The 19,402-nt window shown below is 62.5% G+C and carries 16 protein-coding genes; 11 read left to right on the top strand and 5 right to left on the bottom strand.

Translation table 11 applies throughout. The features are described 5' to 3' along the window. Window positions 1-7: 7 nt before the first annotated feature. Window positions 8-1,696 carry a VanW family protein gene (locus ACKFRX_RS11500; protein WP_408927906.1) on the bottom strand — a complete coding sequence of 563 codons (1,689 nt, stop codon included), beginning with the start codon at window positions 1,694-1,696 and terminating at the stop codon, window positions 8-10. Window positions 1,697-1,730: 34 nt separating this feature from the next. Then, on the bottom strand, window positions 1,731-2,891 hold the full coding sequence (locus ACKFRX_RS11505) for a glycoside hydrolase family 3 N-terminal domain-containing protein (protein ID WP_408927907.1): 1,161 nt from the start codon (window positions 2,889-2,891) through the stop codon (window positions 1,731-1,733). 58 nt (window positions 2,892-2,949) lie between these two features. Between ACKFRX_RS11505 and ACKFRX_RS11510 the strand changes: the two genes are divergently transcribed. From ACKFRX_RS11510 to ACKFRX_RS11520, 3 genes are read left to right on the top strand one after another with little or no spacing between them, the layout of a single operon-like run. Further along, on the top strand, window positions 2,950-3,456 hold the full coding sequence (locus ACKFRX_RS11510; RefSeq protein WP_005329423.1) for a universal stress protein: 507 nt from the start codon (window positions 2,950-2,952) through the stop codon (window positions 3,454-3,456). 22 nt (window positions 3,457-3,478) lie between these two features. Then, window positions 3,479-3,676, top strand: coding sequence for a DUF2613 domain-containing protein (locus ACKFRX_RS11515; RefSeq protein WP_005325448.1), 198 nt, complete (start codon window positions 3,479-3,481; stop codon window positions 3,674-3,676). Window positions 3,677-3,678: 2 nt separating this feature from the next. Next, a complete protein-coding gene (locus ACKFRX_RS11520) occupies window positions 3,679-6,747 on the top strand; it encodes an alpha-(1->3)-arabinofuranosyltransferase family protein (RefSeq protein ID WP_408927908.1) in 3,069 nt (1,022 codons plus the stop codon). On the opposite strand, the gene ACKFRX_RS11525 is transcribed toward ACKFRX_RS11520, so the two are convergent. Further along, window positions 6,668-7,828, bottom strand: coding sequence for an acyltransferase family protein (locus ACKFRX_RS11525; protein ID WP_408927909.1), 1,161 nt, complete (start codon window positions 7,826-7,828; stop codon window positions 6,668-6,670). The two genes, ACKFRX_RS11520 and ACKFRX_RS11525, sit on opposite strands and share 80 nt — an antisense overlap. Before the next feature lie 9 nt (window positions 7,829-7,837). Between ACKFRX_RS11525 and ACKFRX_RS11530 the strand changes: the two genes are divergently transcribed. Then, window positions 7,838-8,992, top strand: coding sequence for a DUF3068 domain-containing protein (locus ACKFRX_RS11530; protein ID WP_408927910.1), 1,155 nt, complete (start codon window positions 7,838-7,840; stop codon window positions 8,990-8,992). Further along, on the top strand, window positions 8,982-10,400 hold the full coding sequence (locus tag ACKFRX_RS11535; RefSeq protein ID WP_408927911.1) for a hypothetical protein: 1,419 nt from the start codon (window positions 8,982-8,984) through the stop codon (window positions 10,398-10,400). The genes ACKFRX_RS11530 and ACKFRX_RS11535 overlap by 11 nt, the downstream gene beginning before the upstream one ends. On the opposite strand, the gene ACKFRX_RS11540 is transcribed toward ACKFRX_RS11535, so the two are convergent. After that, a complete protein-coding gene (locus ACKFRX_RS11540; RefSeq protein ID WP_408927912.1) occupies window positions 10,315-11,424 on the bottom strand; it encodes a glycosyltransferase family 4 protein in 1,110 nt (369 codons plus the stop codon). The genes ACKFRX_RS11535 and ACKFRX_RS11540 overlap by 86 nt on opposite strands. A 24-nt stretch (window positions 11,425-11,448) precedes the next feature. Here ACKFRX_RS11540 and ACKFRX_RS11545 point away from each other — a divergent pair, with 24 nt between their 5' ends. Further along, window positions 11,449-12,192 (top strand): class I SAM-dependent methyltransferase, encoded by a 744-nt coding sequence (locus ACKFRX_RS11545; RefSeq protein WP_408927419.1) that lies wholly within the window; start codon window positions 11,449-11,451, stop codon window positions 12,190-12,192. A gap of 45 nt (window positions 12,193-12,237) precedes the next feature. Here the strand turns inward: ACKFRX_RS11545 and ACKFRX_RS11550 are convergent, their stop codons facing one another. Continuing rightward, on the bottom strand, window positions 12,238-14,061 hold the full coding sequence (locus tag ACKFRX_RS11550) for a phosphoenolpyruvate carboxykinase (GTP) (protein ID WP_179387083.1): 1,824 nt from the start codon (window positions 14,059-14,061) through the stop codon (window positions 12,238-12,240). A 349-nt stretch (window positions 14,062-14,410) separates the two neighbouring features. On the opposite strand from ACKFRX_RS11550, the gene trmB reads away from it, so the two are divergent. Genes trmB through ACKFRX_RS11575 form a run of 5 tightly spaced genes read left to right on the top strand, consistent with a single transcriptional unit; the run spans window position 14,411 to window position 19,290 of the window. Further along, window positions 14,411-15,187, top strand: coding sequence for a tRNA (guanosine(46)-N7)-methyltransferase TrmB (gene trmB, locus ACKFRX_RS11555; RefSeq protein WP_005325428.1), 777 nt, complete (start codon window positions 14,411-14,413; stop codon window positions 15,185-15,187). Beyond that, the gene (locus ACKFRX_RS11560; RefSeq protein ID WP_005325427.1) at window positions 15,188-15,781 is read left to right on the top strand and encodes an NYN domain-containing protein; all 594 of its coding nucleotides are present in this window, start codon (window positions 15,188-15,190) and stop codon (window positions 15,779-15,781) included. A gap of 12 nt (window positions 15,782-15,793) precedes the next feature. Continuing rightward, a complete protein-coding gene (locus tag ACKFRX_RS11565; protein ID WP_408927913.1) occupies window positions 15,794-17,947 on the top strand; it encodes an MMPL family transporter in 2,154 nt (717 codons plus the stop codon). Next, the gene (locus ACKFRX_RS11570) at window positions 17,948-18,964 is read left to right on the top strand and encodes a YbhN family protein (protein ID WP_408927914.1); all 1,017 of its coding nucleotides are present in this window, start codon (window positions 17,948-17,950) and stop codon (window positions 18,962-18,964) included. After that, complete coding sequence (locus ACKFRX_RS11575; protein ID WP_005325424.1) at window positions 18,961-19,290, top strand: DUF3054 domain-containing protein; 330 nt, start codon at window positions 18,961-18,963, stop codon at window positions 19,288-19,290. The genes ACKFRX_RS11570 and ACKFRX_RS11575 overlap by 4 nt, the downstream gene beginning before the upstream one ends. Window positions 19,291-19,402 lie beyond the last annotated feature (112 nt).

The raw sequence follows: 19,402 nt of genomic DNA on the forward strand, positions 1-19,402 counted from the left end.
GAGTCTACTAGCCACAGCGGACGATGGGCTGCGGGTCATAGACCGTGGTGGTGGTCTCGCGGGAAAGCTCCTTGCCGCCGAGGTCCTTGATGATGCGGGTATCGGACGTCGTAAAGCCTGGCGCACCAGAGGAAGGCGAGCAGTCGCTGCCGGGCACGGACATCGGTTGTGGGTCGGTCTTAGCCCAGCGGCCATTGTTCACAGACTCGACGTCGACCGTCTTCGTGCCCTTCAAACGCACGGTAATCTTGCCGCCCCCAAAGTCGGTCTCAATGCGGACCGGGGTATTGAAGGTATTGGTGAACTGCAGGTCGATGGCGCCCTCGTACACGGTGGCTTCGCGGCCGGCAGGGTAGCGCGAAATGTAGTACGAGTGCGGGGTGTGGGCGGTGTCTTCCATGCCCGCAAAGTAGGCAGCGTTGTACAAGGTGGTGGCGAACTGGGAGATGCCACCGCCCACGGCGGAGCCGGAGTGGCCATCAATAATGATGCCGGACTCAACGTAGCCTTGCGCCGTGCCGCGCGGGCCCGTGTGGCCGTTGAGGGAGAAGGTCTCGCCCGGGTTGACCACCGCGCCGTTGACTTGTTGGGCTACCAGCTCGATATTCTTGCCGGAAGCTGCGGAGTAGCCCTCGGTGGTGAACTCGCCCACGGTGTCATTAAAGGTCGCCTTCTTGGCATCGTCGGTGGTGAACTCAGCTGGATCCGGCTTATAGGTAGCATCCCACTCGCGGTCATCGCCGGTCACGCGCTTGTCAAAATCCTTCATGGTCGGCTCCCAGTCGATGATCTCGCCATCTTCGGACGGGGTGATCTGCTTGTCGTTACCTTTGAAGGAAATCTTGGCATTTACGCCGGGGACATCGGCGCCCTCAGAGCGCTCGGCCAGCAGCTCTTGCGCGCGGTTGGTATCCACGGCGATCTTAAGCTTGCCGTCCTTCTTTTCAATGCTGGTGAACTGGGAGATTTCCGGTTTATTCAGGGTAGCGCTGACATTATTCTTGGCCTTCAAGGTAATGGGATTATCCAGCGCCTTGGCGGCGTCACCGGTGCGCATGGCCTCGATAGCCTCATCATTGATGGCTGGCTCTACTTCTTCTGGGTCCACGTTTACACCCTCGGAATCGAGCCAATTATCCGTAACCGCATTGTGCAGGGTGCCGGCATCCACGGTTTGGCCGAGCTTGGGGTCGGTGACCTTGAGCTCACCATTGTTGAGCTCCAACATGCCATCGACTGGATCGGTGGAGAGATCCTTCTTCACGCGGTCCAGAGCCGGTTGCAGCTGTGTCTCATCCACGTTGGTCTCCACCGGAATATCCCGGGTGGAGCGGAAGAAGCTATACAGGCGGGTAAAAGGATTGAGGGAAGGCTCTTCAATATTGTCTACGGCGCGCTGGTTATCCAGCGCAAGGCCGGACTCGGAAGGGACGAGTTCCGTGTGGAGGTCGCCGGAGGTAACGCTCACGGGCTTGGTTTCTACACCCGCAAGCTCGTCTTCGAGCTTCTCCACGGCGGCGGTGCGATCCATGGCGGAAATATCCACGCCGTTGACGGAAACGGCGCGCGGAATCTTGTCCTGGTTAGCCGCGACATCCCAGGCATAAGCAATGCCCGCGATCAGGACAAGGCCGACCAATACGCCGAGCGCGATGAGCCAGCCTTTAACACCGTTTTTTCCTTCTGCCTTTTTCACGCCTTAAAGGTTAACGGTTTTAGTGGCGTTTTTCCTAGTCCTGTGCGGGCTCGGGTACAGCGCCAGCCGGCGGAGCGCTGACATGTCGAGCGGCGTCCGCAAGGCGTTCGAGTGGCAGGCGGCCCTGGTCGACGGCGCCAACAACGGCGTCAATCACCGCATTAATGTCGCCTTCGGTAGACCAAAGGGGCATGTCGGCTCCGGCATTGAGGGAGGCCACGACGGCGTCGGCAAGCGGGAGCGAATCTGCAATCGCCTTCATGCCGCCGATGTCATCGGTATAGATGGGCCCGTCGTACTGCAGAGTCTCGCGGGCTAGGCCATAGGCCTCCGGCAGGATAGAAGCGGGAGTCTGACCATCGCCCAAGCCGGGCACGGCGAGGTGGCCCATCATGAGCGCGGTATTGGACGCTTGAGGGAGGGCGGTTTTAAAAGGAATGAACTCGTGGCCTTCTAGTTCTTCTAGCGGCGGGGTAACGGCCTCGGCCAGGTGGGTATCGCCAGAAGCGCGGCCGTGTCCCGGGAAATGCTTGAATACGGCCTTGACCCCAGCGGAATCCAGCCCGCGTGCAAAGGCCGCGCCATACTCGCCTGCTTGGACCGGATCGGTGGAAAAGGATCGATCGCCCACCACCTCTAGGCCGTTGCCATCGACGTCGAGCACCGGCGCAAAGTCCACGTTGATGCCGTGTGCCTTGAGGCTGGTGCCAATCTCGTGAGCCAGCTGCTCCACTTCTTGTGGGGAACGCTCGGCCGCCATCTGTTGCGGGGAAGGGTACTCCCCGAGGACGTCGGAAAACCGCTGCACGCGCCCGCCTTCAAAATCGATGGAGACTTCAAAGTCGCGGCCCACCTCCTGGCGCAGGGCATTAATATCGCGGCCTTCTTCCTGCAGCAGGTTTGGATCCGCCCAGCTGGGGATAAAGATTCCGCCCACTCCTGCCTCCAACTTGGACTTAGCATCGTCGTAGTTGGTGACCGGCGGCATCAAGACGGAGGCAGCCATGGCGCGGGTATCCTGCTGCGGGGCGGCCTCCTCCGAGGTCTCTTCGTGCGTTTCATGCGTTGCGGCAGGTGAGCTCGACGCAGCCGGAGTGGTGGAGTTGTGGCTCTCATTGTCCTCCTGGGTGGAGGTAGAGCAGGCGCCCAAGGCCGTCACGAGGGCGAGGCTGGCAAGGATGCGCGGAGTTTTCATGCCTTCTAGTGTGCAATATTCCTCGCGTTCTGTCGCAAGCGGTGGGTAGACTAGTGACATGAGTAACGGCGAGACAATGCTAATTGCCTACGATGGCACCGAACGAGCCGGCCGCGCCCTCGAGTACGCGGCCCAGTTGCTGCGCCCCACCACGGTGGAAATCCTCACCGCCTGGGAGCCGGTAGCCCGGCAAACCGCCCGCGCCGTCAGCCGCACCGGAATACACCAGTCCACCGTCTCCCCGGATGGCGTCGAGGAGGATCCGGCCTATGAAGAGGCGCTCAAGATTTGCCGCCAGGGCATCGAGCTGGCCGAAAGCCTGGGCCTGGCTGGCCGCGCCCACTTGGTGGAATCCGCCACCACTATTTCCTCCGCCATCATTGATGCCGCGCACGAGCTAGACGTGGACGTCATCGTCACCGGTACCCGCGCCCTGACCGGCTTCCGCGCTTGGTGGACTAACTCCACCGCCGACCAGATTGTGCGCAATGCCGGCCTTCCCGTCTTCATCGTGCCGCAGGAAAACGAGGATGACGCGGACGATGATGAGGCAGAATACTTCTAAATAGCTGCTAGTATCTTTAGCCATGGCTCTGGAAACCGATTCTTTGAACAAGCGCACCCTTGGCCCTGCCATCGGTAGCGCTGTTGTGGGCATCGCGCTCGGCGTCATCACCATCATCGGCATCGCACAATTCTCCGGCACCGATACCGTGCCGGAAGGCAATGCGGTTTCTGCTTCCGATGCGGTTTTGGGCGGCCCTGAGTACGGATCCCGCAACTAGGTGTGCGTACCCTCCGCGGGCGGCTCGCCCGCCCCTACCCGCTGGGGATCTTTGCCCTAGCGCTCATCCTTCTCGTGCAGCCGTGGGGGTTGACGGCCGCCGATACCAAACATGATCTGGCGGCCGATCCGCTGCGCTTTCTCCGCGGGGCGCTAAGCGCCTATACGGATACCTTTACCCTGGGACAGCTGCAAAATCAGGCCTATGGCTATCTTTTTCCCCAGGGACCTTTCTTCGTTTTAACCCAGCCCCTGCCCGATTGGGTGGCCCAGCGCCTGTGGTGGCTGCTGGTTTTAAGCGTCGGCTTCATCGGCTTCCATAAGCTCGCTTGCAAGGTGGGCCTGCGTGGCTGGTGGGTCTGGGTAGCAGCGATGCTCTACGCGCTCTCGCCTCGCGCACTTTCTACCCTGACCGCCATTTCTTCTGAGACCTGGCCGGTTATGCTCGCTCCCTGGGTTATCCTGCCCTTCCTCAATGCCAAGCTCACGTGGCGTGATGCCGCCGCGGCCACCATTCCCGTGGCGCTTATGGGTGCGGTCAATGCCACCGCGACCATCGCGGCGTGTACTCCGGCCGCAGTAATCCTGCTCTACCGCCGCGCCTTTAAACCCGGCGTGGCCTGGCTCTTAGGGTGCCTGGCGGTATCGGCCTGGTGGATCGGTCCCCTTATCGTGCTTGGCCGCTATGCCCCGCCGTTTACGGAATTCATCGAATCCGCCCGCGTGACCACGCGCTGGCTTAACCTGCCAGAGATTCTGCGCGGAACCACGAGTTGGACGCCGTTTGTAGATACCGAGCGCGTGGCTGGCAATGCGCTGGCTACCGAATCCTTCTTTGTGCTGGTCACCATGGGCATTGCGGCCGTGGGCATTTACGGGCTCAGCAAGCTGCCGCGTGTGTGGTCCGTCATGCTGGTGGTGGGCATCGCGGTGTTGGGCTGCCAGATGGCGTGGTACCTCGATGCGCTCGATGGACCGCTGGCCGCGCTGCGCAACCTGCATAAATTCGATCCGCTGGTGCGCATCCCCCTGCTTTTGGGCGTGGCGCGCGCCTGCGCCCATCTTCCACTACCGAGGAGCTTGCGCCCCACCAAGAGGCAAACGGTGGGTGCACTGACGCTGCTCTTGTGCATCGCGGTCATCTCCCCGGCATGGTCGCAGCGCTTGCTGCCGTTGGGGGCCTATAAAGAGGTGCCTTCCTATTGGCACGAGGCCACGGACTTTATCAATACCCATGCCGCCGATACCCGCACCCTTATCTACCCAGAGGCGTCCTTTGCCCGGCAGACCTGGGGGTGGACGCGCGACGAGCCGGCCCAGCCGCTGCTCGATGTCCCCTGGGCCGTGCGCGATGCCATTCCGCTCGTGCCACCAGAGGCCATCCGCGGGCTCGACGGCGTCATGGCCGCACTCAAGGAGGACCCAGCCACCGGCGTGCGCTCCCTGCAGCGCCTGGGCATCGGCGCGGTCATGGTGCGCCACGATCTCTTCACCGGGGAGGATGAGGCCCTGGCCAGTAAGTTTGGCGGCGAGGTCCATCGCTTTGGCGAGGTCGATGTCATCTTGCTCAACCACGCCGGCATGTCCTTAGGACCGACGGAGCCAGTACGTGTGGCCGGCGGTGGGGAAGCATTGGCGCTTCTCGACGCCCACTCCACCCCCACCACGCGCCAGCTCGTCGATCGCGACGCCGAAATCGTCACCGATACCCCAGCGCTCACGGACCGCAACTACGGCACCCTCGATGGCCCCATCTCCGCACCCCTGGCCGCGGACGATCCCAGCCACGTGAATAACCGTCTGCGCGATTATCCCTCCGCTGGGCCGCTTACCCAGGTGGAAACCCACGGCGGTTCCGTGGCGGTATCCTCCTCGGCGGCCGATGCCACGGCCTTTGGCGGCGCCCAGCCGGAGAAATCCGCCACGGCCGCGGTGGACGGGGAAAACTCCACCGCCTGGTGGCCCGCGCCGGGTGATGACTCCGGGTGGATTGAGCTGCGCGGTCATTTCACCCAACCGCGCCTAAAACTCATGGCTACCAGCGCCACCACGGTTACGGTGCGCTCCGGCAGTGCCGCGGTGGACGTGGATCTCAAGCCTTTCCGCTCGCAGGAGATCCGCGTTCCCGGCGGCGATACCGAGGCCATTCGCGTGGATTTGTCCCACCGCACCGGCATCGCGGAGTTAGGGGTAGAAGACCAGCCGGTCGAGCGCGTAGTGACCGTGCCGGACACCTCCCCCGATGTTCACCAATTCTTCTTCCAACAGATGCTGCAGGATACCGGCGTGCTCATCCGCGACTTCACGGCGCCGCGCCCCATGCGGGTAAAGGTAGATTCCACCAAGCCCGTGCTTATCGACGCCCACCGCTACTCCCCCGGCGATTCCCTCACCCTCAACCCTGGCATGCACCGCGTGCGCACCACTGGGCCATGGGTAAGCCTGCGCGAGAGGGGATGGCAACCAGCGGGTTCCTCCGAGCCCACCGGGTACTCGATTGCAGCCACTGATGAGGATCGTCTCTTGGTCACCGGTCGCGCCTTCAATAAGGGCCTGCGCGGCTACCTAGGCGAGGAAGAGCTCACCCCGCGCGAGATCGATGCAGCCACCCAAGCTTTTGTCATTCCGGCCGGCCGCTCCGGTGACTTCCGCATGACCTTTAGCGCCCAACCGGTTTACCGCGCCACCCTCCTCTTCGGCGGCACCTTGGGGTTTCTCACCCTCGGCCTGTGCATCCTGGCGGCCACGCGGCGCCCGTCCCAACCTACTTGGCGCGCGCCACGCGGCGGCGCTGCCTCGGCCGTGGTCGCACTCGGCGCGCTGGCCCTCACCGGCTGGCCGGCCGCGGTGGCGGCCGTTGTCGCTTGGTTAGTGCTGCGCTGGACCACCATCCCGCGCGCCTACCTCGCGCCTGGTGTCGTGGCGGCGGCCGGGGCCATCCTTGCCCGCGCGCCGTGGACATCAGGATCCTATGCGGGCGATTCGCTCCTGCTTAGCTGCTTGTGTGCCGCGGGCGTGGCCTGTCTTTTCGCCTCCGACCGAGGAGAAAATCCCGGCCGGGACGCTCAATGAGCGTATAGCTCGCGGCCGAGACCACCACGGTGGCCACCACCGTTACGGCCAGAATCACCCAAAAGTCCAGGGGCTTCCCGCTAAACAGCGGCACCCCGGTAAGCGGAAACGCCAGTCCCAGAATGGCCACATGCCACAAGAAGATGGAATAGGACCACGCGCCCAGTGCCTGCATGAGCGGAGTGGTCAGCCAGGACTTGTCCCGCGGAGCAAGCGCTACCGGTATCACCACGGCTGCGGCGAAGGCCGCTCCCGCAATGATGCGGCGGGAAAACTCGCCCGGTCCTGGATGCACCAGCCCCTGCGGCCCGAACCACTCGCGGCTGGAAATCCACAGCACCACCGCCGCCGCGAGCCACCACGCCCAGCGCGGCCGCAGCGCGCGTTGCACGCGCCAGCTAATACCGGCTTCTTCGCATTCCGCGGCCAGCATTCCCACGGCAAACCACGAAGCATACGCCGGCGGCCAGATCTGCGAATTGACCTGATCCTTGGCGTAATCGGCCACAAAGGGAACGAAGCCCCAGGCCCAACTAACAACGGCGCCCAGCGCGATGGCCGCTACCCGCCAGCGTCGCGGCAGCGCCCCAAGAAGCCACACCAACACAGGCAGGGCAAGGTAGAAGAAGAACTCCACGCATAGCGACCACAGGTGGGTAAGCCCCGGCGCTAGCCCGTCCACCACATAGATCTGGGTAGAGGTGAGGTTGCTCAGCAGTTGGGTGAGGGTGAGCGAGTGGGCGTCGGGAAGCAGGAGCATCACCGCCACCACGCAGGCATAATAGGCCGGCAAAAGGCGCGCCACGCGCGAGCGCGCGTAGCCGGATAAGGTGTGCAAGCCACGGCGGCGCCACAGCAAGAAGGCACTTAGAGCAAAGAAAACGGCCACGAAAAAATCGAAGCGCCCAGCAAACCCCCACCCGGTTCCGGTCTGAAAAGACACGTGGGTGACAATGATTCCAAGGGAGGCGACCGCGCGTAGACCGTCCAGCTCCGGCAGATGCTGGGGTACGCTTTTCACTGATGCCTGCGGCTGCACGCTTGCTCCTAACCCCGGATCGACCTGAAACTGATTGGACATACTACTGCAATGAAACGCTACCTTTGGCCACGCTCGCCACTGGCGTGGGTTGTCATTGCCGCAGTCATTTTCTTGGTGCTGGGTACCGTGGTGCCGCCTCTGTATAACAACCAAACCCGGCCGCTGGCCTTCGACCAAAACATCAACACCGTCACCGCGCCGTCGGCTGGCGTGTGGATGGAAGCGCCCGAGTTTATCGCCGGGGCCAAAGCCTCCGGCGATAGCAAGGACCCGCAGTGCCAGGAAAAGCAGGCCCCCATGTGGTGCTACCTGCACCACGACCTGCTCACTATCGAGCGCAATACCACCACCTCTGAGGTGGCAGAAGATGATGCGCTCGCTAACTCCGATTCGCTCTCTCGCCTGCTCGCCGGCGATACTCCCCTTGCCCAAATCACGGAGCATTCCGTGTTGAACCGCGAGTCCACCTACCCGGTTGCCGCGCCAAAGGATAAATGGAGATTTGTCCTACCGGCGCTGGATACCGGCATGGCCCGCACCGACTTCGAGCGCGATGGAATCAACTACTTCTTTCCCTCCGGTACCGAGCAGCGCTCCTATCCGTTTTTCGATCTAGCGACGCAATCCTCCACGGCGGTGGACTTCACCACGACGGAAAAGCTCGACGGTATCCCCACCTATTCTTTCCACCACGATATCCAGCCCATTTCCTTGGCCGATATGCGCAAAAGCATTACCGCCGAGGTCGATACCGGCACCGGCGATAGGCAGCTAGCGGCCGAGGATTTCCGTATCTCCGGATCGGCGAAGCGGTTCTACGACGCCGAGTCGCGCGAGCTCCTCGGCCTAGATGCCACTGACCGGGTCACGGTAGAGCCCTTCTACACCATCGGCCGCGATATCTCCGTCGAGCCCACCACCGGCACCATGGTGGACCTGCGCGAGAACATCAAGATCTTCTTCGCCGCGGACGAAAAGCAGGCCGGCACCATGGTGGCGAATGACGATACAGAAGACCGCTCCATCCTTGCCGCTGATCTGCGCTGGTCCGATGAGACCCGCGCGGAGCGCCTTAATGAGGTGCGCCCGGTCATTCGCACCATTCGCGCCTTGATGGTGGTCGGATGGGCCGGCAAGGCCATCGGCGTTGGTCTATTGCTCTGTGCCGCCTATATGTACATGCGCCGCCACCGTGAAGGCTAGGCGTCTTTTACTCCTTATCTGGGGCACCCTCCTCGTGGCCGCGGTGTGCTGGCCCTTTGCCTTGCCCGGCGAGTTCTTGTGGCGCGATATGGCGTTGCTTGACCATCCGGCCCTTTCCCCTTCTGCCTTTGGTGGCGGCAGTCTGCCCGCCCGCAACGCACCGCAAGACGGTTTCCTCGCTCTCGTGGGCGGCGCGTGGGCGGCACGGGTGCTCATTTTTGCCGCCGCCGCGTCCTCCGCGCTCACCGCGGCGCGCTGGGCGCGCTCTACGGTCGCCGCGGTGAGCGCGATGGCAGTGGCGGTGGCCAATCCCTTCGTCATCGAGCGTCTCCTGCAGGGCCAGTGGTCGCTTGCGGTCGCTGCGTGGCTGCTGCCGGTCATCGCGTGGGCCGGAAAGCAACGCAGCTGGGTGGCGTGGCTGGCCATGTGGGGAGCATCGCTTACCCCTACGGGTGGTCTCTTTGCCGTGGTGACCGCGGCGGTGACCTGCCGCAAGCGGGTAGCCCTCGGCGGCGTGGTCTTGTGTTTGCCGTGGGCCATTCCGGGCATGTTCAATCCCGCCGCGCCCGGCGATACCGCGGCGGCGGTGGCCGCGTTTGCCCCGCGGGCAGAAGACTACGTCGGCACCGCGGGCGCGCTGCTGCGGCTCGGCGGTATCTGGAATGCGGAGGCGGCCATCGGATTCGCCGTGTGCGGCGTCATCGTGGCGGTCATCGCCCTGCTCGGGGCGTGGCGGGTTCCCGCGCGGTTAAGCGTCCTCGCGGCGATGGGGCTCGGCGGGGCGATGTTCTTCTGGCTGGTTCCCGGTGCTCTGGTGTGGTCCATCGATCACGTACCGGGGGCGGCGCTGCTGCGCGATAGCGGGAAACTGACCATGTTGGCGTTGCCGCTCTATGTGGCCTCACTAGGAGCGCTGCCGAATCTGCCTGCGACACTGGCCACCGTGGCTGCGGCCGTGCAGCTGCTGCCCGTTCCAGGACGCCTCGCGGTGCTCGCGCCGCGGGATACGGGAATAGATGAGCAACTGGTGCGCGCGATTGACGGCCGCGTGGCCTTCTTCCCGGAGCGCGCCAACCTCGTGGAGGTACCCAGCGGCGTGGCCGTCGACCCCTATTCCAAGGCGGTGGCCATGGTGGAATCGGGGGAATTAAGCGTAGACGGCACGGTGGTGGACCAAGCCTCGCCGCACTACCGGGCGGCGCTGCAGGCGTGGGAAATGCAGGATATGAACCGGCTGGCCGAGATCGGCGTCGGTGTGGTCGTGGTGGACGGTGCCATAGCCGCGGAAACGAACGCGCCCCGGCCGCAGGTTCCGTGGGCGCTTACCGCTTTGTGGATGGCGTGTCCGCTACTAGCCCTTGCAGCAATTCCGCGAACTGCTCGCCGGTCTTCTTCCACGAGAAGCTAGCGGCAAAATCCCGCGCGTTGGAGCCGAGGGTGCGGCGAAGAGGGGCGTCGGCAAGCAGCTGCTTGGTGGCCGCCACGAAGTCCTCTTCGCGCTCTACCAGGATGCCGGTCCTGCCGTTGATAACGCTGTCACGCAGGCCAAATGTATAGCCAACGGTGGGCACCCCATGTTGGGCCGCCTCCATTACTGCCAATCCCCACCCCTCTTTGCGCGAGGGCATGAGCAAGGCATCGGCGCGGGCGAGCAGGGCGTGCTTATAGTCCTCGGTCACCTGGCCGCGAAAGCGCACGCGATCGCTTACGCCATGCTCCTCGGCATAGGCGCGCAGGTTAGCCTCCCACCAGCCGGAGCCGATGACGTCCAAGACCGCGCCCGGGGTCTGCGCCACCGTATCCATGGCATGCTCGATCTGCTTATGTGGCACAAGGCGCGAGAGCGTCACCAGGTGCACCTCGGCCTCTCGTTCCAGGGAAGGAACGTGATCCGGAACCGGGTCCAGGCCATTGGCGATGATGTGCGCGCCCTTAATGCCCAGCGCCTCTAAATCCTGGCGGGAGGCCTCAGACACGGTGACATAGGGAGCGCCGCGATACACGCGCGGGGCCACCCGGGACTCAAGGAACCAACCGAGCCGGCCCAGGAGAGGGCCTGCCACCGGCCACTGTTCGCGGTGGCAATGGTGAGTAAGCAGCACCGTCGGCGCACCGGACACCAGGCGGGCGAAGAATGGGATGCCGTTTTGGGTATCGATTACCGCATCCACGCCGCGCAGATCTCCCAGCCCCAGGCGGCCGGCCAGAATCGCCGCCCAAGCACGCGGATATACGCCGAATTTGGCGCCGCCGCGGCTATAGCGCACGCCGTCGCGCACCTCACGGTGGGCGGCATTCATGTGCTTGGAGGTGCGAAAGACCACCTCGTGGCCCTGGGACGCCAGGTACTCGCCCACGCGCTCCAAGTAGCGCTCCGAGCCACCGCCCTGCGGGTGGGTGGAATCGCGCCAGCATAGTAAAAGAATCTTCATTGTGAGGTATTAGCCTAGTGGGTTATGAGACATACCCGTGAGATGGCCACGCTGCGCCGCTCCTTTCAGCTGCTGCGTTCCTTCCGCTTCGAGCAGACGCGCCCGGAGATTTTCTACGGCGGGCTCGCGGAAGATACGGCCGCGCTGGTGGAGAACCTCGGCCGCGACCTAGGCGTGCCGCTTTCTGGGGCACGGGTGCTCGATGTCGGCGGTGGCCCGGGCTATTTTGCGGATGCCTTTGCCCGGCGCGGCGCCCGCTATGTGGGATTGGAGCCGGATGCCGGCGAAATGTCTGCGGCTGGCATCCACTTGAGCAATTCCGTGCGTGGCGATGGCACCAATCTGCCCTTTGCCGATAATTCCTTTGACGTGGTCTATTCCTCCAACGTGGCCGAGCACATCCCCAATCCCTGGGATATGGGCGAGGAGATGCTGCGCGTAACCCGCCCCGGCGGACTCACCATCTTGAGCTACACGGTGTGGCTCGGCCCCTTTGGCGGCCACGAAACCGGCCTGTGGGAGCACTACATTGGCGGCGAGTTTGCCCGCGACCGCTATACCCGCCGCCACGGACATCCACCCAAGAACGTCTTTGGCACCTCGCTTTTCGACGTCCCCTGCTCCGCCGGCCTTGCCTGGGCACAGCGCACCGGCGCACTCAAACTCGCCTTCCCCCGCTACCATCCCAGCTGGGCTTGGTGGCTCACCCGCGTGCCAGGGGTGCGGGAGTTCGCGGTGTCTAACCTGACGTTGGTGTTACAAAAGTAGCCCCCAGCAACGCCGACGTCGCTGGAGGCTAGCTAGGCCTAGTGCTTAAGAAGCGTTCTCGACGCGCTCCTTCAGAGCGTGGAACTGGTCCCACACCTCAGACGGCACGCGGGAGCCCAGGAAGTTGAGGTAGCTAGCGTTATCTTGCATATCGCCTTCCCAGTCCTTCGGGTTGACGGCAAGAGCGGCGCGAACGTCCTCGATATCGAAGTCGATGCCCTCGAGGTCGATATCCTCGGCACGGGCGGTGTGGCCCACGACGGTTTCCTCGGCCTCAACGTTGCCCTCAATGCGATCAATGATCCACTTGAGCACGCGGGAGTTCTCGCCGAAGCCCGGCCACAGGAAGCGGCCGTCGTCGCCACGGCGGAACCAGTTAACCAGGAAGATAGACGGCATGCGGTCGCCGCCCTTTTCACCCATATCGATCCAGTGCTGCAGGTAGTCACCGGCGTTGTAGCCGATGAACGGAAGCATAGCCATCGGATCGTGGCGCAGGGTGCCGACGCTGCCCTCTGCTGCAGCGGTCTGGCCGGAAGCCAGCAGGGCACCGATCATGGTGCCGTGGTTCCAGTCAAAGGCCTGGGTTACCAGCGGAACGGTGGTCTTGCGGCGGCCGCCGAAGAGGATGGCGTCGATCTTCACACCCTGCCAGTCGTCGTACTCCGGAGCGGCGCTCGGGCACTGGGAAATCGGCACGCAGTAACGGGAGTTCGGGTGCGCAGCCTTAGTGGAGGAGGACGGAGTCCAATCCTGACCGGTCCAGTCGATGAGGTGCTCCGGCGCCTCCTTGGACATCTCCTCCCACCAGACATCGCCGTCGTCGGTAAGCGCAACGTTGGTGAAGATGGTGTTGCCCGGCTCCATGGTCTGCATGGCAATCGGGTTGGAACCGTAGTTGGTGCCAGGGGCCACGCCGAAGAAGCCATTTTCCGGGTTAACTGCGTAAAGGCCGTCCTCGCGCAGGTGCAGCCAGGCAATATCGTCACCGACGACCTCGGCCTTCCAGCCCGGAATGGTCGGGGTAATCATAGCCAGGTTGGTCTTGCCGCATGCCGAAGGGAAAGCTGCCGCAACGTGGTACTTCTTGCCCTCTGGGTTGGTGAGCTTCAGGATGAGCATGTGCTCTGCCATCCAGCCCTCTTCCTTGGCCATGACAGAAGCGATGCGCAGCGCGTAGCACTTCTTTGCCAGGATAGCGTTGCCGCCGTAGCCAGAACCGTAGGACCAGATTTCCTTGGTCTCCGGGAACTGGGTGATGTACTTGGTGTCATTGCACGGCCACGCCACATCTTCCTGGCCCGGCTCCAGCGGAGCACCCACGGAGTGCAGGGCGTGGACGAAATCGCCGTCGGTACCAATCTTGTCCAAGGCTTCCGCACCCATACGGGTCATGATGCGCATGGAGAGCACCACATAAGCGGAGTCAGTCAGCTGCACGCCCAGCTTTGGTTCCGGATCGCTAATAGGGCCCATGCAGAAGGGAACCACGTACATGGTGCGACCCTTCATGGAACCACGGAATGCCTCCGTCATCTCTTCCTTCATCGCAGCTGGCGGCGCCCAGTTATTGGTCGGGCCGGCGCCTTCTTCATTCTCGGTACAGATGAAGGTGCGGGATTCCACACGGGCAACGTCGGAAGGATTGGAGCGAGCCAGGTAGGAATTAGGACGCTTTTCCTCATTCAGCTTGATAAGCGTGCCCTTTTCCACCAGCTCTGCGGCCAAACGGTCAGCCTCGTCCTGGGAGCCGTCTACAAAGACCACCTGGTCCGGCTGGAAAAGCTCAACATTCTCGCTGATCCAGCCGATAAGCTTTTCGTTTTTAGTCGGCAGCTCTCCGACGAGCCCTGGGATAGTGGCGGTCATTAGTAATTCTCCTGAGGGTGGGTGTGAAAATTGGGGAAATAAATCCCCAACTGTGCCTTCCACCTCAAGATTAACGTGCTTGTCCGAATAATTTGCGCAGATTTTGTCACACCGGTTATATCCACCGCGTTTACCAGAACTTCACCAAGCGCAACCACAGATACTGTGTTAAAAATCGCCTTTTCCCATCCCCCTGTCTGGGGGTCTATTCCCCTCCCTAGCGGCAACCAAAACGATAATCTTCCACCCCCAACCGGGCCCACTGGTTATACCAGGATTGGCTTCGCCACACGTGATCCCCGGCGCGGCGTATTGCTTGGCAAGGCTAAGCAGGGAAAAATAGGCCGCAATGAATAACACAGATAACTCTCAAAACACCCGCGCTGGAGAAATGCCTCCAGGGCGCCCGCCACAGACCGATTTCAATGCCGTATTCGACAACGAGCTTGACTACCCACGCCTGGGCAACGTCACCTTCCGCCGCGGCACGCTGACCGAAAATCAGCATGAGCTTTTTGAAAAGCGCTGGCCAGAACTAGGCCGCACGCTGGAAGACGAGGTCATTGACCTCGATGCCTGGTTTGGCCGCAGCGGCGCCAAGACCATCGTGGAAATCGGATCCGGTACCGGCACCTCTACCGCCGCCATGGCGCCGAAGGAGGCCGATACCAATATCATCGCCGTCGAGCTCTACAAGCCGGGCCTGGCCAAGCTACTGGGCCAGATCGAGCGCGAGGGCATCGACAATATCCGCATGATTCGCGGCGATGGCATCGAGGTCATGGTGCGCATGTTTGCGCCGGAATCCCTTGATGGCATCCGCGTCTTCTTCCCGGATCCCTGGCCAAAGGCCCGTCACCACAAGCGCCGCATCATCCAGTCGGGCACACTCAACCTTTTTGCGTCCCGCCTAAAGAAGGGCGGCGTGCTGCACGTTGCTACCGACCACGCCGGATACGCCGAGTGGATCGATGAACTTGTGGACGTAGAGCCGAGCCTGGATTACAAGGGCTGGCCATGGCCAGAGTGCCCGCAGTTGGTGGATCGTCAGGTCATCACCAAGTTTGAGGGCAAGGGCCTAGATAAAGAACACGTCATCACGGAGTATCTCTGGGAGAAGAAATAAATGAGCACCTACCTACTTGTCTGGGATGCGCCCAATATGGACATGGGCCTGGGCTCCCTGCTCGGCGGCCGCCCCACCGCCGCACACCGCCCGCGCTTCGACGCCATCGGCCGCTGGCTGGTACACCTTGCCCAGGACGTTGATGCGGAGCCGCGCGCCGATGTCTTTACTAATGTCACCCCGGGCGGCGCCGATGTCATCCGCCCATGGGTAGAAGCCATCCGCAACGTGGGCTTCGGCGTTTTTGCCAAGCCCAAGATCCACGAAGACGACGACGTGGATCCGGATATGCTCGACCACATCGAAAGCCTCCGTGAGGATCTAGCCGGCGTGATTGTTGCCTCCGCCGATGGCCAGAATTTCCAGGAACCATTGGAAGAGCTCATCGCAGAAGGCCTTCCGGTAACGGTCCTCGGTTTCCATGAGCATGCCGCCTGGGCCGTAGGCCACGCGGATATCAATTTTGTGGACCTGGAAGATATCGAGGGTGTATTCCGCGAGCCGCTACCGCGCGTGAACCTGGATAATCTGCCGGAGGGTGGTGCATGGCTGCAGCCATTCCGTCCCCTGGCTGCGCTGCTTAATAACCGCTAGGAGGCTGCCCCAATGTTTGAAAAATGGGGACGTTTTTCCTATGCGCACCGCCGGCTCATCCCCGCCATCATCGTCGCCGCTATCCTTGCGCTCTTCATCGGCTTTGGCTTGCAGCTCGAAGACCGCATGAGCCAGGAGGGCTGGGAGGATCCCAATGCGGCGTCGACAAGCGCGGCCCAGATCGAGCAGGAAGCATTCGGCCGCGATAACTCCGGCGATGTCATCTTGCTCTTCCATTCCCCCGACGAGAACTTCGACGCCGCCAAGCAGCACTTGGCGCAGTTGAAATCGGAGTATCCGGACCAGATTGACTCGGTGACCAGCTACTTCGACACGAAGAACCCGAACCTGGTCAATGCTGATCATTCGCTGGCCTTCGCAGCCATCGGGCTCAAAGGCGATGACGAGCAAACGCTGAAGGATTTCCGCGCCATCGAAGGCGCGCTTACGGATACCACCGCACCGGTGGAGATTGCGGGTGCCACCGCGGTTGCTGATGCCCTGGATGAGGGAATGTCCCACGATATTTCCCGCGCCGAAAAGGCCGCCCTGCCACTGGTAGGCATCCTCCTGCTGGTGGTCTTCGGCTCGGTGGTTGCGGCCTGCATGCCGCTGGTGGTCGGTGGCCTCTCCATCTTGGGCTCTTTGGGAATCCTGTCCATCCTGGCCGGCTTCTCGCAGGTCAATGTCTTTGCCCAGGCCGTCGTCACGCTCCTGGGACTCGGCCTAGCCATCGATTACGGCCTCTTTATGGTTTCGCGCTTCCGCGAAGAGCTGGATAAGGGCCGATCCACGGAGGAGGCCGTGGCCACCACCACCGCAACAGCCGGCCAAACCGTGGTTTTCTCCGCGGCCATGGTCGCCGTTGCGCTTTCCGGTCTCTTCCTCTTCCCCCAGGCCTTCCTGAAGTCCGTGGCCTATGGTTCCATTTCAGCGGTCGGCTTGGCCGCGCTCCTTTCGGTCACCGTGCTGCCGTCCATTTTTAGCATGCTCGGCCCCAAGATCGATACCTGGTCCGTGCGCCGTACCTCGCGAACGGCTCGCACCATTCAGGACACCTGGTGGTATAAGCTTCCACGCTGGGCCATGCGCCATGCCCGCGGGCTGACCATCGCCGTGTGCGGCCTGCTCATCGCGCTCACCCTGCCTATCATGAGCATCACCTTCGGTGGCATCAACGAGTCCTACCTGCCACCCGACCAGGACACCCGCGTGGCACAGGACAAATTCAACGAAGAGTTCCCTGCCTTCCGCACGGAGCCGGTCAAGCTCGTGGTGGAAAATGCCTCGAACCAGCAGCTTGTCGACGTCGTCATGCAAGTCCGCGGCCTCGACGGCCTCACCGAGCCCATGGCGCCGACGACCGCCACCAAGGACGGCACGACCGTCCTTTCCGCCGGCATTGAAGACCGCGATGATTACGCGAAGATCGTGCACGAGCTGGAAAAGGTCAAGGCCCCTGAGGGCGTGAACCTCTACGTGGGCGGTACTCCCGCCATGGAGGTGGAGTCCCTCGATGCGCTCTTCCACACGCTGCCGTGGATGGCGCTCTACGTGGTGCTGGCTACATTCCTGCTCATGGCCCTGGTCTTCGGCTCCTTCGTGCTGCCGCTCAAGGCCATTGTGATGACGTTGCTGACCTTGGGCGCAACGCTGGGCATCCTGACGTTGATGTTTGTTGCCGGCTTGGGCTCGGACATCCTCAACTTCACGCCCGGCCCGCTCATGAGCCCGATCTTGGTGCTCATCATCGCCATTGTCTACGGCCTGTCCACCGATTACGAGGTCTTTTTGGTCTCCCGCATGGTAGAGGCCCGCCGGCGCGGCGCTTCCACCGACGAGTCCATTGCGGCCGGCACCGCGCATACCGGCGGCATTATTACCGCGGCGGCGCTCATCATGATCGTGGTCTCCGGCGCGTTCGGCTTCTCCGATATCGTGATGATGAAATACATTGCCTACGGCATGATTTTTGCCCTGCTTATCGACGCCACCATTGTCCGCATGCTCCTCGTCCCGGCCGTCATGCACTTGCTGCGCGAAGATAACTGGTGGGCCCCTAGCTGGCTGCGCCACGCCACCACCACTTTGACCGGCGGTGCGACCCACCGCGGCAAGACTGTTCCCTTCACTGAGCTCAAACAACGCCTCGAAGGGGGTAAGTAAGTGAAGAAGTGGCTGCGCCTTATCGCCTCGCTCATCGTCCTGCTGGTCTTGGTTTATGTCTTCCGCGATGAGCTGGACTTCCTGCGCGAAGGCTTCTCGCGGCTTTCTCATTCCAACCCAGCCGCGATAGCACTCGTGGTCATCGCCTCCATCGTGGCGGTACTCGCCATGGGCGAGGTCATGCGCCTGCTCATTCGCGCCGGCGGCGTCAAGGTACCGGCCTCAGAAACCGCGGCACTGACGTTGGCCGCTAATGCCTGGTCCACCACTCTTCCGGCCGGCCCAGCCTTTTCCGCCATCCTCACCTTCTACGTGCAACGCACGTGGGGCGCGTCCGTCATGCTGTGTGGCTGGTTCTTCGTGCTGTCCTCTGCCATTTCTACGATGTGGCTCGTGCTCATCGGCTTGGGCGGCGTGCTCTTCCTCAACGCGGATATGGCGCTCTGGTCCCTCATCGGCACCTTGGTGCTCATGCTGGCGCTTTCTGGCGGCCTGTTCTGGCTGACCAATCATCCAGATACCATTATCCGCTGGCTCAACCGCCAAAAGCTCATAAAGGGCTCCAAGCGCGAAGCCCTCGTGGACCAGGTCAAGAATCTGGAGGAAGTTCACCTCACCCGCCGCCAATTCGGTTGGGTGTCCTTCTACTCTTTGGCCAACCGCCTGATCGACATGGTATCGCTTTGGGGCTGTGTGTGGGCCGTTACCGGCCACCTGCCCGCCCTGCACGCTGGCGAGGACACCACGACGATGGCCGGCGTGGCGCTGGCCTATCTCACCGCTAAGCTTGCCGGCTCTGCTCAGGTCACGCCGGCCGGCCTCGGAACGGTGGAAGCCGCCATCATCGCCACCCTGGTGGCTACGGGCATGACCGCGGTGGACGCTACCGGCGCGGCCATCATCTACCGCCTCATCTCCTTCGCCTTGATCACCATCATTGGCTGGGTAATCTACTTCTGGCACTATGCCCGCAAGGGCATTACCTACGCCGCCTTGAACCGAAAGGAAAACGCATGAGAATCGCCCCCGTAATCGATATCATCGCCCTGATGCTCTTCGCCGTGGCTGCCCGCCTCGCCCACGGCGGCTTGAGCTTTTCCACCTGGGTAGATGCCTTTTGGCCCTGGGCCGTAGGCGCGCTTATCGGCTGGGTCATCATCCTGGCTACCAAAGCGCACGGCAAGTGGAAGGAAGGCGGCATCGTCTGGCTGAGCACCGTCGTGGGCGGCATGGCCCTGTGGATGCTGGTCAACGGCCGCCTGCCACACTGGAGCTTCCTCATCGTGGCTACGGTGATGTCCGCACTATTTTTCTTTGGCTGGCGGCTTTTCGCCCGCAAATAAAAAAGAAGGAGGGTTTAACCCTCCTTCTTTTTTGCTCCTTTTACTTGGAACTTACCTGAATGCCTGCCTGATTCAGGATATCGACCACAAAGCCGATGATCTCGCTGACGAT

Source organism: Corynebacterium tuberculostearicum (genome assembly GCF_046097465.1).
Lineage (GTDB): Bacteria > Actinomycetota > Actinomycetes > Mycobacteriales > Mycobacteriaceae > Corynebacterium > Corynebacterium tuberculostearicum_I.

What these genes read in the sequence shown, in the direction of transcription:
- ACKFRX_RS11550 (WP_179387083.1), bottom strand. Translation starts at nt 14,061, where the DNA reads ATGACCGCCACTATCCCAGGGCTCGTCGGAGAGCTGCCGACTAAAAAC.
- ACKFRX_RS11525 (WP_408927909.1), bottom strand. Translation starts at nt 7,828, where the DNA reads ATGTCCAATCAGTTTCAGGTCGATCCGGGGTTAGGAGCAAGCGTGCAG.
- ACKFRX_RS11575 (WP_005325424.1), top strand. Translation starts at nt 18,961, where the DNA reads ATGAGAATCGCCCCCGTAATCGATATCATCGCCCTGATGCTCTTCGCC.
- ACKFRX_RS11565 (WP_408927913.1), top strand. Translation starts at nt 15,794, where the DNA reads ATGTTTGAAAAATGGGGACGTTTTTCCTATGCGCACCGCCGGCTCATC.
- trmB (WP_005325428.1), top strand. Translation starts at nt 14,411, where the DNA reads ATGAATAACACAGATAACTCTCAAAACACCCGCGCTGGAGAAATGCCT.
- ACKFRX_RS11540 (WP_408927912.1), bottom strand. Translation starts at nt 11,424, where the DNA reads ATGAAGATTCTTTTACTATGCTGGCGCGATTCCACCCACCCGCAGGGC.
- ACKFRX_RS11505 (WP_408927907.1), bottom strand. Translation starts at nt 2,891, where the DNA reads ATGAAAACTCCGCGCATCCTTGCCAGCCTCGCCCTCGTGACGGCCTTG.
- ACKFRX_RS11560 (WP_005325427.1), top strand. Translation starts at nt 15,188, where the DNA reads ATGAGCACCTACCTACTTGTCTGGGATGCGCCCAATATGGACATGGGC.
- ACKFRX_RS11545 (WP_408927419.1), top strand. Translation starts at nt 11,449, where the DNA reads ATGAGACATACCCGTGAGATGGCCACGCTGCGCCGCTCCTTTCAGCTG.
- ACKFRX_RS11530 (WP_408927910.1), top strand. Translation starts at nt 7,838, where the DNA reads ATGAAACGCTACCTTTGGCCACGCTCGCCACTGGCGTGGGTTGTCATT.
- ACKFRX_RS11510 (WP_005329423.1), top strand. Translation starts at nt 2,950, where the DNA reads ATGAGTAACGGCGAGACAATGCTAATTGCCTACGATGGCACCGAACGA.
- ACKFRX_RS11515 (WP_005325448.1), top strand. Translation starts at nt 3,479, where the DNA reads ATGGCTCTGGAAACCGATTCTTTGAACAAGCGCACCCTTGGCCCTGCC.